Genomic DNA, 14,999 nt, shown 5'->3' with positions numbered 1-14,999 from the left:
TGCCGGCCTCTCTTAAATCCGGATGACGAAAATAGAGGTTGCCCCGTCATGGCTACGGTTAATACCTCCCATCAGCGAGACCAGGTTGTTGCTCCTCTGTGCAGTGCCCACCCGCTCATTCAATAAGGTACTCATCAGGAAAGGGCTGGGCGCGTTAACCCCGCTTCGACTGACAACGCCTGCAGACGTCCTTTGCAACTGCAGCCAGTACAACGTCTGACTTTTCGGCCGCCTGAACAGCAACTCGCCGGGCATGGGGTAGCTGAAGTCGATTTGATAGCCATCACGGGTCAACACCTCGACCATCAGGGCCCTGAGCGATGGTCTACCGCCGGCCTCCAAAGCGTCCTGAAAAGGTGGCCCAATACGATCGGTACGATAGTTCAGTTGCGAGTATTGCCCAGGCGCATCGTTCAGCAACCAATGGCCCTGGACCGTTGGCGAGGACCTGGGCAGCAGCGTCATTGGCTCCCCCAAGTGGGCTGGCACCACTGATGCGCCAGAACGCCAATGGCGCAAGGTCCGCTGCATCATGCTGGCTCCCCAGGCGGTCAACCCGTTCGGGTTAGCCGCGTTGAACAGCGCCCGTGCGACTTCTTCCACACTGGTCGCCGTCAGCATTGGAAAAGCCTCTGCCACCGAGGCGGCCATTGTCTTTCGAAACGGCATTGGCATGGGGTTGATCCAACGACCATCCGCGGCGGCGAAGGTCGCCACGCGCGGCTGGTCGAACAGGTCCCTTCTGAGCATCGACTCAAACTGCTCGTAGGTGCGCAACGACAGAGTGGGATCACGCATGAATACCGTATTGATAGTTCGAGGCGGGACGGCACCGAGAGGCAGAATCGGATAATAGTGCTGATCAATCTTGATGTATTCGGTGCCAATCAGCTCGGGCGGCCCGCCCACGCGCACATAAATGCCCTGCTCGACGTGCTTTAGCTGGAGCTGGACAGGATCAATGGTTTGCCCCCAGTCGACGAATCGTTCACGCGCTGGCCTCACGGGCCCTGCCCGGCTGGGCCCAGGCGTTACGTTAACCGGCGTCAGTGGCGTGCCAGGTAAGTCGGCGCCCCTGAGGCGCGCCAATAGACGCTGAGGCGTCACCATCAAATACTGATCAAAGAGGTCAAGCGCAGCGCCCGACCTCAGGTAGTGGACCAGGCTGAGTTGAAATTCGAGTTCATGCCCACATGGAAAGTTGAATGACTCAAACACTCGACGAACCTTGGCTTCGTCTAGAAAAGGATAGAGCTGCATCAACTGCTCATCGGGTGACAAGCCGCCCCTCAGGCCCCTGCCAGGAGGCGAGCCCACTTCCCAGCGGCCTTTTTGATCCAGGCGGATCAGATCTTGGTGATGCCGATGAGGCCTACGCACATCCTTGACCCGCCAGGCCTGCTCGCCGCCGTCATCGATGATCGAGAACCAACGATTCTGCTCGTTCATAAAATACTCTCGACCGCCCCCTCCCGCAAAACACGGTAATAGATACCCTTGCCCTCCCAGCCGCTGAGAACGCGCACATCAGCAGGCTTCGTTCTCAGGGCCATCTGCGGGTTCAGCCCTCGAGGCGCAGATGAAGCGACCCGTGTACCCGTGCGGGCGCCGGCCCCCATGGCACCATCGATCAACGCCCCCGCAAGCTCGCCCAGAGCCCGCACAATATAATGGGCAGCCTCCTCACGGTCCCCAAGGCTAGCGGCGTCCACGGCTTTGAACACCGCGTACAGGCTTCTGGCCAGGTTGATCGGAAGCATGATCTTGATCGGTAGAACGACGGTGACGATGTCGAAAATCGCAGTGGCTACCGTCACGGCAGTGTCGATATTTGTTTCGCCGGTGGTCGTCGATTGGTCCGCGGCATCATTGATCGCGAAACTGGCCTCCACCTCATAGGCCTCCTCGAAAATGTTATTGGCGATCCTTGGCATGTTCAGCAGCGTAACGTCACCGCGCCCCTGCAAGATACTTCGGGTCCGTTTGCGCTGCGCGAGCACCACCCGCCCGAGCAGGTAGTCACGCCAAAAGCTGTTAAACGCAAAATCACTGGATAACCGGTCATTCGAAAACTCATAAAAGACCCGACCACCCGGTGCTTGCGGCGCGTAAACCACGGTAGAACCGACACTCGAAGAGGCGGCGCGAAACAACCACACACCCCGCACCCGCTCGCCCCGCAACCTCAAGGATTGCACCACAATCCGCTGACCTTCGACGGTCTGGCGCCGATCACTGTCGACAGGCTCATCCAGCACCGCCTGCACCCAGTTGAAACCACGCGCCAGCCGGTCCGGGAGAAAGTCACCGGCGATTTTCGCCTCAATGGCATCCAGCCGTACCTGCAGTGCCAGGCATCGGGCGAAATTGCCTTTTTGCGTCAGCGCTTCGGGTGAGGTGATCAACCGATCCTTTAAAAACGCATCGTAGTGGTTGCCGATATTGGCGCTACGGACCAGGTCCTTCACCTGTTCAGGGGTCAGGGCGGTATAGGCCACATCGTTTTTGTCGGTGAGTCGGGAAAAGTTGGTGAAGTTGAAGTCCAGCCCGCCCACATTTTCAAGGGCCAATTCGGTCAGGCTGCGTTTGCGGTGCACCCACCTCTGCACGCTTCCTTCTACGGTTCCTGACGCAGGGGCCCCGGGCACATAGGGCCTGGTCGGCACATACGGCTCTCGCGTATGAATCACAATCGTGTCCGGGTCGACGTGCAACCCGAATTGCTCCTTGAGCAGCGCCCGCAGTTGCTTATTGCTGTAGGCAAGCAAGGCGGTTCTGTCACTGAACTGGGCAAGGGACAGCTGCCCCTCGGACTCAGGCAGGTTGGACAGCTCGTCGCAGTAATTGCGCATCGCCGTGTGCCAGGCAAGCTTGTCGGCGTTATCGGCCCCCTCCAGAAAGGTTTTGAGCTGAGCCTGCCCACGCTTTCCAAACCGGGCCACCAGCACCCCGCTGCTGTCGAAAGCACGCTCCAGATCGGTCGCTTGATCCAGGCTCTGCGGCAACCAGGCAGGGTCTGCCCCGTCCCGGAGCACCTGATAGCGGGTGACTGTCGCGATAAAGTCCTCGTGCAGCTTGAGGCATTGGCCCTCAACGGCATGGCTGAACGGTGAGTCCAGCCATTCGAGGTATTTGAATTGCTCGCTCGGCTTGCGCTCACGGTGCAGAGCCAAGCCATGGGGCTGGTCGTTTTGCGCCATCAACGCCAAGAGCCGGGTGAACTCCTGGGGATGGTTCAAGCGCCGGTGCAGTTCCCGGTCAAGGCTGGCCAGGGAGTCAAATTCCTCCAGGCCAGTATCAGGGCTGAACAACAGCACAATTCCCAGATTCATCCCCGCATGCACCGCACGCACCTGCGGCTCGTCGGGTACCTCTGCCACAACGGTGCTTTCGGCGTCCTGCGGGTCGCGGGCGGTCAGGATAAACGCGCCGTAAAGCGCTGGGTGTATCCCCGCCGCGCCCTTGACAGCCAGGCCATAGACGCACGGTTTATAGCTTTCGAACGCCCGACGAGCCAGCGCGGTGGGAGCGCGCAGCACCTTGTCGAACAACGCTTCGCCTGCGGCCGTGAACAGGCCATCGTTTTTGAGCAAGGCCAATTCGGTACGCAACTGTTCGATTCTTGTATCAATCAGCCGCTGTTTACGCGTGCGCACATCGCTCGAACCTTCCAGTGTGAGGCTCCAGAACGTGTGCATGAAGGCCTTGTAGCGGGCGGCCAACTGCGTCGCCAGGCTGTCGACAAACCCATCGAACGCCTGGGCCGTCAGGGCAGGTTCGGGCTGCGTGTCGCCCCCCTCGGCAGGCGCACGCAAAAACACGGTGTCGCCACTGGCGTAGGTGGATGCCTGGCCCGTTGCAATGCGCTGCACCATGGCATCCAGCAGCGTGGGCGGCAACGGCATGTCATCCGTGGTGGGCTGCTGCGGCTCCCGGGACTGAACATAGCCTTTGCCCACCCCGAGCTGAGGCGTCAGCTCGCTGAACTGCTGATCAAACTCGGACTGCACAAAGGCCTCGAAATCAGGTTGCTTCACCAGCAACTCCATGACCTTGCGGTTCAGCCTCGACAGTTTGCGGGTCAGGGTGATCTGTGACGGCGGGTCGTTGGCAAGCAGGCGCCCCATCAACGGCGTATCGGTTAAATATTCAAACGGCATGGCGGCGATCTCGGAAGAAGTCAGAAGCCCCATGCTGAAGAACCGAACGATTGCGGGTGCGTTATACATGTGTGGGCGAGCGCACACACCGCGCCGGTTTACTTGCCCTGCACCCCAGGTAGAATGGCGCCTTTCCCTGTTACCCGAGCAGACTTCATGGCGTTGCCGACCCTACGCATCATCGGTTTCATTATCGGCATCTTCCTGATCACCCTCGCGATCGCCATGGTCGTGCCCATGGCCACCCTGGTGATTTTCGAACGCACCAGCGACCTGCCGTCGTTCCTGTGGGCCAGCCTGATCACCTTTATCGCCGGCCTGGCCCTGGTGATTCCCGGCCGCCCCGAACATGTGCACTTGCGCCCGCGCGACATGTACCTGCTGACCGTGACCAGTTGGGTGGTGGTGTGTGTGTTCGCCGCGCTGCCGTTTTTGCTGACCCAGCACATCAGCTACACCGACTCGTTTTTTGAAAGCATGTCCGGCATCACCGCCACCGGTTCCACGGTATTGAGCGGCCTGGACACCATGTCGCCGGGCATCCTGATGTGGCGCTCGCTGCTGCACTGGCTCGGCGGTATCGGCTTTATCGGCATGGCGGTGGCGATCCTGCCGCTGCTGCGCATTGGTGGCATGCGCCTGTTCCAGACCGAGTCCTCAGACCGCTCGGAAAAGGTCATGCCGCGCTCGCACATGGTGGCGCGGCTGATCGTGGCGGCGTATGTGGGCATCACCATCCTCGGCAGCCTGGCGTTCTGGTGGGCCGGCATGGGCCTGTTCGATGCGATCAACCACGCCATGTCGGCGATTTCCACCGGCGGGTTCTCGACCTCCGATGAATCCCTGGCCCACTGGAAACAACCGGCGGTGCACTGGGTGGCGGTGGTGGTGATGATCCTGGGCAGCTTGCCGTTCACCCTGTATGTCGCCACCTTGCGCGGCAACCGTCGGGCGTTGATCAAGGACCAACAGGTGCAAGGCTTGCTCGGCCTGCTGCTGGTGACCTGGCTGGTGCTCGGCACCTGGTACTGGTGGACCACCAACCTGCATTGGCTGGACGCCCTGCGCCACGTGGCATTGAACGTGACCTCGGTGGTCACCACCACCGGTTTTGCACTGGGGGACTACAGCCTGTGGGGCAACTTCTCACTGATGCTGTTCTTCTACCTGGGCTTTATCGGCGGCTGTTCGGGGTCGACGGCGGGCGGGATCAAGATCTTCCGGTTCCAGGTCGCCTATATCCTGCTCAAGGCCAACTTGAATCAGCTGATTCACCCACGTGCAGTGATCAAGCAGAAGTACAACGGCCACCGCCTCGACGAAGAAATCGTACGTTCGATCCTGACCTTCTCGTTTTTCTTCGCCATCACCATCTGCGCCATCGCCCTGGCCCTGTCGCTGCTGGGCCTGGACTGGATGACCGCGCTGACCGGCGCGGCCAGTACCGTGTCCGGCGTGGGCCCCGGCCTGGGCGAAACCATCGGCCCGGCGGGCAACTTCGCCAGCCTGCCGGATGCAGCCAAGTGGATCCTGTCGCTGGGCATGCTGCTGGGTCGGCTGGAAATTATTACAGTCTTTGTTCTGTGCATTCCGGCATTTTGGCGTCACTGACCGTCGACGCTTCCTGCAACCGCGCCCGGTATTCGCCGGGCGTGGCGTCGAACCAGCGGCGGAAGGCGCGAAAGAAGTTGCTCGGGTCGGCAAAGCCCAACAGATAAGCGATTTCCAGCAGGGTCATGCTCGGCTGCGCCAGGTACTGTTCGGCCAATTCGCGGCGGGTATCGTCGAGCAGGGTCTGGAAACTGGTGCCCTCTTCCTGCAGGCGCCGCTGCAAGGTGCGCTGGGACAGGTGCAGGGTCTGGGCCACCACTTCGCGTTTGGGTTCACCCTGGGGCAACAGGCGGCACAATACCTGGCGCGCTTTGTGGGTCACGCGGCTTTCAGAGAAACGCGCCAGGTACTCGCCGGCAAACCGATCATGCAGCAGCGCCATGGCCTCGTTGGCCGTGGGCAGCGGCGCATCCATATCGGCCCGCTCGAATATCAGCGCGTCATAGGGCGCATCGAACTCCAGGGGCGCATGGAAGGCTTGCTTGTAAGGCGCCAGGTCCGCCGGCTGGTCACCTTGCAACAGCACCTTGCGCGGCTGCAGGGTGCGCCCGGTCAGCCAGCCGCACAGCGCCAATGCACTGGCCAGGGAGGCCTCGGCGCTTTGTCGGGTGGGTGGGAGATGATCGCCGTGCACCGTCAGAATCAGCGCATAGCCTTCGGGTAACAGTCTGAAACTCAAGTCAGCGCTTTCGGCGATGATGCGCTGGTAACGCACCAGGCGCATAAAGCCTTCGGCCAGGGTGTTGCTGGACATCAGCGCATAACCGGCCACATGGAACGACGCCGGGCGCACCACCTTGCCCATGTTCAGGCCAATCGCCGGGTTGCCCGACAACTCCACCGCCCGCTGCCACAGCCGGGTCATGGAGTCTTGCGGAAACCGCGCATCGGGGTCATTCAAAGCGGCGTAGTCCAGCCCCAGTTGCGTGAACAACGCACGGCAATCCAGGCCGTCCATTTCCAGTGCCTTGACTATCCCCATCGCCCAGCTTGCAGAAGTTGTTCGTTCGCTCATGGCGTCTTCTTAATAAAGCAGGCTTAAACGGCAGCCAGGAAGCCAAGGATACTAAAGTGGCATCTATTGTCACTGGCTGTTACCACTGATCACTCTAGACTCAAATAAGCTCCCCGCCGAACATCTGTTGGGCGGCATAACAATCAAAGGGCCCTTCGCCGTGGAAAACGTCAAGCGATTCAATAGCTTTGCTGAGTTCTACCCCTATTACCTGGCCGAGCACGCCAACAGCACCTGCCGGCGCTTGCACTTTATCGGCACCACCCTGGTCATCGGCATTCTGGCGTATGCCGTCGGCAGAGGGTCACTGGGCTTGCTGCTGGCCGTGCCGATTGCCGGTTACAGCTTTGCCTGGATCGGCCACTTTTTCTTCGAAAAGAACCGCCCTGCCACGTTTCAGCACCCGTTCTACAGCCTGCTGGGCGATTTTGTGATGTACCGCGACATGATTCTGGGCAAAGTGCCCTTTTAAAAAGCGCCCTTCCAGCCTGTGACCTCTTGTCACTTGCCTAAAAACTGAAAATTCGTCGGTCTAGCCTCATAAAACTCTTTTTGTCATTTTCAGTGCTGTATCCTGCCAAGGCTTTTTGAGAGCGCGCAATCACACTGCGATTGAAAAAACAGACCTTGCGAGGAGCGACGACGATGCACGAGATACCTAATCTCCCCTTCCCAAGCCTGCACCCTACTGAGCAGCCAACACCGCAGCAGGCCAGCGACAAACAGTCTGAGGCCAAAGAAGCAAAACCAGTCGACAGCGAAAGCCAGGACTGACGCCGTACCAGACCGTGTGGAAAGCGCAGCGTTTTTTGAGCGTTTTCCACACTGCCTGAATCACCCCGAGATACCCGCCATGACAGATAGCCTCCCTGATACCGCCGTCCTCGACACTGCCCTGCAGATGGTCGAGATCTGGAACCGCCTCAGCGCGGACAAACAAGCCCTGTTGCTCAAGCGCTTCGGCACCCAGGAAAACGCATTGGCCGCCCTGGTCACCACCCAATTGCTGGCCCCGCCCCAAGCCTGAGGTCATCCCGACCTGAGGTTTTCGTGTTTTAGCGCCCTGCACTGGCGAAAGCCCCGGTATCATTAGCAGCCTATCGTTACCTGCTGCGACAGTGGATCTCTCCCATGCCAGATACCCAGCGCCCCATGGCGGTCACGCTGCAAGTTGTTTCCATCGTGTTGTTCACCTTTATCGGCTACCTGAATATCGGCATTCCCCTGGCCGTGCTGCCGGGCTATGTCCACAGTGAACTGGGCTACGGCGCGGTGATCGCGGGGCTGGTGATCAGCGTGCAATACCTGGCCACGCTGTTGAGCCGTCCTTATACCGGTCGCGTCATCGATAACCTGGGCAGCAAGCGCTCAGTCCTGATCGGCCTCGTGGGGTGCGGCCTGAGCGGTGTGTTCATGTTGCTGGCAGCCTGGTTTGCAAGCTTGCCGACCCTGAGCCTGTGCTGCCTGCTGATCGGCCGCCTGGTGTTGGGCAGCGCTGAAAGCCTGGTGGGTTCGGGCGCCATCGGCTGGGGGATTGGCTTGGTGGGGGCGAAGAACACGGCCAAGGTCATTTCTTGGAACGGTATCGCCAGCTATGGCGCGCTGGCGGTCGGCGCCCCGCTGGGGGTGCTGCTGGTCAGTCACTTCGGGCTGTGGAGCATGGGCGTCAGCATCATTCTATTGGCGGTGTTTGGCCTGCTGCTGGCCTGGAAAAAGCAAGCGGCGCCGATTGTGGCCGGCGTGCGCCTACCCTTCATGAATGTACTGGGCCGGGTAATGCCGCATGGTTGCGCACTGGCCCTGGGCTCCATCGGCTTTGGCACCATCGCCACGTTTATCACCCTGTATTACACCACCCAGCACTGGGATAACGCGGTGTGGGCACTGACCCTGTTCGGCGCCAGCTTTATCGGCGCACGCCTGTTGTTCGGCAATATGATCAACCGCATCGGCGGCTTTCGCGTGGCAATTGCCTGCCTGTCGGTGGAGATCCTCGGCCTGCTGTTACTGTGGCTGGCGTCGGACGCCAACCTGGCCCTGGCGGGTGCAGCCTTGAGCGGCTTCGGCTTTTCCCTGGTCTTCCCGGCATTGGGGGTGGAGGCGGTCAACCTGGTGCCGGCGTCCAGCCGGGGTTCGGCAGTGGGCGCCTATTCGTTGTTTATCGACTTGTCGCTGGGGATCACCGGCCCGCTGGCCGGGGCCGTCGCGGCAGGCTTTGGCTTTGCGTCGATCTTCCTGTTCGCCGCCATCGCGGCGTTTGGCAGCTTGCTGCTGTGCGTCTACCTGTACCGCCAGGCGCCCAAGGCCCGCGAAGCCCGCGACGCCTAGAAATCCACCTTGCCGCGACCGGCCTTGATGCTGCCGCGCTTGGTCTTGGATTCGAGGCGGCGCTTTTTCGAGCCCAGGGTCGGCTTGGTCGGACGGCGCTTCTTCTCGACCTTGGTGGCACTGAGGATCAGCTCCACCAGACGTTCCAGCGCATCGGCGCGGTTCTGTTCCTGGGTCCGGTATTGCTGGGCCTTGAGCACCAGCACGCCTTCGCTGGTGATCCGGCTGTCGCGCAGTGCCAGCAGCCGCTCCTTGTAGAACTCCGGCAGTGACGACGCCGGAATATCAAAACGCAGGTGCACCGCGCTCGATACCTTATTGACGTTCTGCCCGCCTGCGCCCTGGGCGCGAATGGCGGTCAGCTCGATTTCGGCATCGGGCAGGTGCACATTGTTGGAAATCACCAGCATCAATCAAACACCTTAGGCAACGGACAAACCCAACTCGGACAACAACATCGACGCCTGGGCTTTGGATATCACGGCGCCTTTGAACAGTTTGGCATCATTGAGGCGAAACCCGCTCAAATCGGCACCGCGCAGGTCGGCACCGGCGAAATTCGCGCCGTTGATACGCGCGTGGGCAAGGCTGCAGTCGATCAACTCGGCCTTGCGAAAGTCGGCATCCGACAAATCGCTGTCGGAAAAATCCAGGTTATTCAGCACGGTTCGCGCAAACGACAACCCGCACAAGAACGCGCTGTTAAGCCGGGTTTCGCTGAAGCTCAGCCCAAGGGACGCGCAATGGGTGAAGTTGGCACCCGTCAGCTTGCAGTGAGCGAAACTCGCCTGGGACAGCTTGCTGCGCTGCCAGCGCGTGTTGTTGAGGTCGCAGCTGCTGAATTGCGCTTCCAGCAGGTTTGCCGCTTCGAAGATCGCGTGGGCCGCCCGGCAACTGGTCCACTGGGTGCCTTCCAGGCGCGCGCCGAGGAAGGAGGTTTGGACCAGGATGCAGCGCTCGAACACCCAGTGATCGAGCGACATCCGTGACAGGTCCGCACCACTCAAGTCCACGCCCACCAGCCGCAAGGGCCTGCCGTGCTGGTTGATCAAGTCCTCCAACGCATCGCGCTGCAGGGTGCCGCCATCGATATCGGTGTGTTGCATGGGGGCTCCGCAGACAAAACAGATAAAAATCCAGGCGCGAGTCTAACCCGCCAGCGCCAACAAAAAACCCGGCAAGACGCCGGGTTTTCCGTTTACGCGAGGCAGCCTACTTCAGCGCCGCACTCGCCGTCAGCGCCGCTTCGGCCCTGCGCTTGTTCTTGATCCAGTAACACACCGCCATAAACGCCACCCACACCGGGATTGCGTAGACCGATACCTGAATCCCCGGAATCATCAGCATGATCACCAGGATAAATGCCACGAACGCCAGGCAGATGTAGTTGCCGTACGGGTACCACAACGCCTTGAACAGCGGCACCTGGCCGGTGCGGTTCATGTGCTGGCGGAACTTGAAGTGCGAGAAGCTGATCATCGCCCAGTTGATCACCAACGTGGCCACCACCAGCGACATCAGCAGTTCCAGCGCGTGTTGCGGGATAAAGTAGTTCATCAACACCGCCACCAGGGTGACTGCCGCTGAGGCGAGGATCGAACGCACCGGCACGCCGCGCTTGTCGATCTTCGCCAGCGCCTTGGGTGCATCGCCCTGTTCGGCCATGCCCAGCAGCATGCGGCTGTTGCAGTAGGTGCCGCTGTTGTACACCGACAACGCCGCCGTCAGCACCACGAAGTTAAGGATATGCGCGGCGGTGTTGCTGCCCAGCATCGAGAACACCTGCACGAACGGGCTGCCGCTGTAGGCATCGCCGGACGCGTTGAGGGTGGCCAGCAGGCTGTCCCACGGCGTCAGCGACAACAGCACCACCAGCGCGCCGATGTAGAAAATCAGAATGCGGTAGATCACCTGGTTGATCGCCTTGGGGATCACGGTGCGTGGCTGATCGGCTTCGGCGGCGGTGAAGCCGAGCATTTCCAGGCCGCCGAAGGAGAACATGATGATCGCCATGGCCATCACCAGGCCGCCCACGCCATGGGGGAAGAAGCCGCCGTGTTCCCACAGGTTACTCACCGAGGCTTGCGGGCCGCCGCTGCCGCTGACCAGCAGGTAGCTGCCCAGCGCGATCATGCCGACAATCGCTACCACTTTGATGATGGCGAACCAGAACTCGGCCTCACCAAAGACTTTGACGTTGGCCAGGTTGATCAGGTTGATCAGCACGAAGAACGCCGCCGCCGAGACCCAGGTCGGGATCTCCGGCCACCAGTAGTGCACATATTTGCCAACGGCCGTCAGCTCCGACATCCCCACCAGGATGTACAGAATCCAGCAGTTCCAGCCCGACAGGAAGCCGGCGAAACCGCCCCAGTACTTGTGGGCAAAGTGGCTGAAGGAACCGGCGACCGGCTCTTCGACAATCATTTCGCCGAGCTGGCGCATGATCATGAAGGCGATAAAGCCGCAGATGGCATAGCCCAGGATCATCGACGGGCCGGCGGATTTGAGCACCCCGGCCGAGCCCAGGAACAGGCCGGTGCCGATGGCGCCGCCAAGGGCGATCAACTGGATATGCCGATTTTTCAGGCCGCGTTTCAGCTCGCCTGAAGAGGAATGGGGTCCACTCATGAAAAGGGTCTCACGCAAGGTTTGATGATGTTGTATGCACGTTGCTGGCTTGAATCTCGACTCAAGCAGCGCCGCTCAAACCCCAGCGCAGGCACCAGGAGTACAGCGTCTTTCTAACGGTCATGCGTCACCTGTTTGTTTTTATCTGTGACGAAATCGAACCCGTCCGGCTCGTGGCCAGGCGGAGTGATCAGGGTCGGTAAACCCCGAGGTCTTGGCCTTTTGCGTGGTCACGCAAGGGGGTCACAGTAAAACGCGGCGCATTGTACACCGCTCGACCGCGTGAGGATGACTCCGCAGCGGGTCTGCGACGATCTGTCAGCTATTGCTTACAGCCCAACGCCACTCAAGAAAGCCGGAGATTTATCGTAAATTAATCGTTACAGCATGGAAAATCCTCGTTACAGCCGTCATCGCACGGAAAAATGTCGTCGGGAAAATTCCTACACATTGCCCTGGGCAATGCGTTGTTTTTTCTGAATAAAAAATGACATCGAAAAAACAGAACAAAAAATTCAAATGAAACCGTGTCAATAAATATTTTGCATTACCAAACACTCTCTCCTAGGTTCATTCACTTGCTGGCGACGCCCGCCGGCAAGCCGTCCTCAAACAACGTCATCTAGGAGATACACCATGCAAGCACTGGAAAAAGACCTGGAAACCGAACTGCAACTCGACGATTGGTTTGAAGCGCCGACCCACGAGGCCGCCGTTGAAATGATGCAAGCCGATGCCGTTGTGCCTTTCGGCACCGCGATGTGGCCTTTCTAAAAACCGGCAGGCTCCCGGCAGGTGCTGTGCACGGCACCTGCCTCCTTACCCAAGGCACACAAGGAACTACGTCATGGACAAGGCCCGCGCCGTCGAACACTTTCTCTACTACCTGGCTCACCATCCGGCCCTCCAGGGCGCAGCTGCCCTACCGTGCTGCTGGGCCATACCGAACGCTACGACGCGATTGCCCAGGCGATCAGCCACGGCAGCGCCGCCCGCTTCAACTTCCAGGTGCAGCGCCTCGACCTGGTCAGCAGCGACAGCCTGGCCGAGGCCATCGAAGCCTGCGACCTGTACCTGTTTCTCTACGACTCCTCCACCCTGCCCAACCCACGCGCCGAAGGCCCGGAGTTTATCCGCGCCCTGCAGGGCGTAATGGCCGAACACTGGAAAAAATCCCTGCTGTTCAAAGACTATGGCGATTATTTCTACGACACCTTCAGCGTCGAGCCGCAGCGCATCGCCGACCTCAACGCCACACTGATCCGGCGCATGTCCGAGGCCAACGTGCTGAGCTTTACCGACAAGCACGGCTCACGCCTTGAAGCGCCGATGAGCAGCATCAAGAAGTGGACCAATATCAACGGCGTCGGCAACCATGACCTGGCCCCCGGCGAGATCGCCACCCACAGCGAGGCCATTAACGGCCAGGTGCGGTTTGTCGGCACTTTCCTCAGCACCATCCCCTTCGCACGCAAATACGGTGTGCTGCAGTCGCCGCTGGAGCTGTGGATCGAGAACTCGACGATTTGCAGCGTGGCCAGCGAGGTGCCGGGGCTGGCAGAGGATTTCAACAAGTACCTGAACGCCAACCCGTCCAACCGCCGTGTGGAGGAGTTGGGGATTGGGACCAATGAAGGGGTCAAGGACTTGTATGCGCGCAATGCCGGGTTTGAGGAGCGCCATTGCGGGCTGCACCTGGGCCTGGGTGGAGGGCAGAAAGGCAGCCATCATTTGGATCTGATCTTTGCCAGCGGGGTGTTGGCGCTGGATGACAAGCCGGTGTTTGATGGGACGTTTGCGTTTTAGCAGAATCTGCATCACCGAGGTCCCTGTGCAAGCCAGGCTTGCCCGCGATGGCGGTGTGTCAGCGGGCCTGTGTACCCTCTGATACACCGCTATCGCAGGCAAGCCTGCTCCCACATTTGATTGGGTTACCAAATTGAGGGCAAAAAAAACGCCAACCCTAGGGTTGGCGTTTTTGTGCAGCGCTTACATCACTGCGGCTTCTTGCGACCAAAACCAGGACGCTGACCCGAACCGGCCGGGGCGCCACGGCGCTTGCCCGACGGCTCGTCCGCGACCAGTTTAGGGCCAGGGCGCTTGTTCGCCGCCGGCTTGGCTGGACGCTTGGTACTGGCGTTGTCGGCTGGGCGCTCGGCTTCACCCCGGTTGCTGCGACCACCTGCCGGGGCAGGACGCGGGTGCGTGGCGCACGCTCACCTTCCTGACGCGATGGCGCGGTTGGGCGACGCTCACCCTCGATGTGCGGCTCACGCGAGATACGCCCACCGGTCGCCGGTGCATTCAGCGCCGGGCGCACAGTGCGCGCAACACGTTCGGTACGGGCCACAGGGCGCGACGATTTACGCTGCATACGCTCAAGTTTGTCTTTGCTCTTGGCGTTCATCTGCGGCATGGCGACCGGCGTCAGGCCGACTTCGGCGCTGAGGATGTCGACTTCGTACTGGCTCATTTCGCGCCAGCGGCCCATCGGCAGGTCGGAGTTCAAGAACACCGGGCCAAAACGCACGCGCTTCAGGCGGCTGACCACCAGGCCCTGGGATTCCCACAGGCGACGTACTTCGCGGTTACGGCCTTCCATCACCACGCAGTGGTACCAGTGGTTGAAGCCTTCGCCGCCGGGCGCCTGCTTGATGTCGGTGAACTTGGCCGGGCCGTCTTCCAGCACCACGCCCGCCTTGAGGCGTTCGATCATCTCGTCATCGACTTCACCGCGTACGCGCACGGCGTATTCACGGTCCATCTCGTAGGAAGGGTGCATCAGGCGGTTGGCCAGCTCACCGTCGGTGGTGAACATCAGCAAGCCGGTGGTGTTGATGTCCAGGCGGCCGATGTTGATCCAGCGACCTTCTTTCGGCTTGGGCATCTTGTCGAACACAGTCGGACGGCCTTCCGGGTCGTCACGGGTGCAGATCTCGCCATCGGGCTTGTTGTACATGATCACGCGGCGCACCGACTCGGCGGCCTCTTCACGCTTGATGACCTTGCCATCAATGGTGATTGCATCGTGCAGGTCGACGCGCTGGCCAAGGGTGGCTTCAACGCCGTTGACCTTGATGCGCTTCTGGGTGATCCAGGCTTCGACGTCGCGGCGCGAGCCCACGCCGATACGCGCCAGCACCTTTTGCAGTTTTTCGCCTGCTGGGCCGATTTCCTGGCTGTCGTTCTGGTCTTGGTCGTTCATCTTGAGCACCTCCCGGTGGGTCGATTCAGGCGTGGCCTGAAGAGTGTTG

Annotated in this window: 11 protein-coding genes and 2 pseudogenes; 6 read left to right on the top strand and 7 right to left on the bottom strand. The window is 60.5% G+C overall.

Annotated features, from left to right (window positions below; all coding sequences use genetic code 11):
• Positions 1-12: 12 nt before the first annotated feature.
• Entirely contained in the window at positions 13-1,449 is a 1,437-nt protein-coding gene (locus tag LRS56_01760; GenBank protein WDU63327.1) for a hypothetical protein, read from the bottom strand.
• Positions 1,446-4,229 carry a hypothetical protein gene (locus tag LRS56_01755; GenBank protein ID WDU63326.1) on the bottom strand — a complete coding sequence of 928 codons (2,784 nt, stop codon included), beginning with the start codon at positions 4,227-4,229 and terminating at the stop codon, positions 1,446-1,448. Before LRS56_01755 ends, LRS56_01760 begins: the two co-directional genes overlap by 4 nt.
• An 87-nt stretch (positions 4,230-4,316) precedes the next feature.
• Here LRS56_01755 and LRS56_01750 point away from each other — a divergent pair, with 87 nt between their 5' ends.
• Positions 4,317-5,771 carry a TrkH family potassium uptake protein gene (locus LRS56_01750; GenBank protein ID WDU63325.1) on the top strand — a complete coding sequence of 485 codons (1,455 nt, stop codon included), beginning with the start codon at positions 4,317-4,319 and terminating at the stop codon, positions 5,769-5,771.
• Here the strand turns inward: LRS56_01750 and LRS56_01745 are convergent.
• Positions 5,728-6,786, bottom strand: coding sequence for an AraC family transcriptional regulator (locus LRS56_01745; GenBank protein WDU63324.1), 1,059 nt, complete (start codon positions 6,784-6,786; stop codon positions 5,728-5,730). The genes LRS56_01750 and LRS56_01745 overlap by 44 nt on opposite strands.
• A 160-nt stretch (positions 6,787-6,946) precedes the next feature.
• On the opposite strand from LRS56_01745, the gene LRS56_01740 reads away from it, so the two are divergent.
• From LRS56_01740 to LRS56_01730, 3 genes are all read left to right on the top strand, one after another.
• Entirely contained in the window at positions 6,947-7,258 is a 312-nt protein-coding gene (locus tag LRS56_01740) for a DUF962 domain-containing protein (protein WDU63323.1), read from the top strand.
• Between the two features lie 381 nt (positions 7,259-7,639).
• A complete protein-coding gene (locus LRS56_01735; protein ID WDU63322.1) occupies positions 7,640-7,813 on the top strand; it encodes a hypothetical protein in 174 nt (57 codons plus the stop codon).
• Positions 7,814-7,917: 104 nt separating this feature from the next.
• Positions 7,918-9,114, top strand: coding sequence for an MFS transporter (locus tag LRS56_01730; protein ID WDU63321.1), 1,197 nt, complete (start codon positions 7,918-7,920; stop codon positions 9,112-9,114).
• Here the strand turns inward: LRS56_01730 and arfB are convergent.
• The 3 genes from arfB to LRS56_01715 form a co-directional block, all read right to left on the bottom strand.
• Positions 9,111-9,524 carry an alternative ribosome rescue aminoacyl-tRNA hydrolase ArfB gene (gene arfB, locus LRS56_01725; protein ID WDU63320.1) on the bottom strand — a complete coding sequence of 138 codons (414 nt, stop codon included), beginning with the start codon at positions 9,522-9,524 and terminating at the stop codon, positions 9,111-9,113. The two genes, LRS56_01730 and arfB, sit on opposite strands and share 4 nt — an antisense overlap.
• 12 nt (positions 9,525-9,536) lie before the next feature.
• Positions 9,537-10,220, bottom strand: coding sequence for a pentapeptide repeat-containing protein (locus LRS56_01720; GenBank protein WDU63319.1), 684 nt, complete (start codon positions 10,218-10,220; stop codon positions 9,537-9,539).
• Between the two features lie 106 nt (positions 10,221-10,326).
• Entirely contained in the window at positions 10,327-11,745 is a 1,419-nt protein-coding gene (locus LRS56_01715) for an amino acid permease (GenBank protein ID WDU63318.1), read from the bottom strand.
• A 636-nt stretch (positions 11,746-12,381) separates the two neighbouring features.
• Here LRS56_01715 and LRS56_01710 point away from each other — a divergent pair.
• Together LRS56_01710 and LRS56_01705 are read left to right on the top strand one after the other, a co-directional pair.
• Entirely contained in the window at positions 12,382-12,519 is a 138-nt protein-coding gene (locus LRS56_01710; protein WDU63317.1) for a hypothetical protein, read from the top strand.
• Positions 12,520-12,592: 73 nt separating this feature from the next.
• Positions 12,593-13,551: pseudogene (locus LRS56_01705) on the top strand (leucyl aminopeptidase).
• A 188-nt stretch (positions 13,552-13,739) separates the two neighbouring features.
• On the opposite strand, the pseudogene LRS56_01700 reads toward LRS56_01705, so the two are convergent.
• A pseudogene (locus LRS56_01700) lies at positions 13,740-14,950 on the bottom strand (pseudouridine synthase).
• Positions 14,951-14,999 lie beyond the last annotated feature (49 nt).

Origin of the sequence: Pseudomonas poae, assembly GCA_028869255.1 — a bacterium.
GTDB classification, from domain to species: domain Bacteria; phylum Pseudomonadota; class Gammaproteobacteria; order Pseudomonadales; family Pseudomonadaceae; genus Aquipseudomonas; species Aquipseudomonas poae_C.
This window is presented reverse-complemented; position numbering and strand designations above follow the sequence as displayed.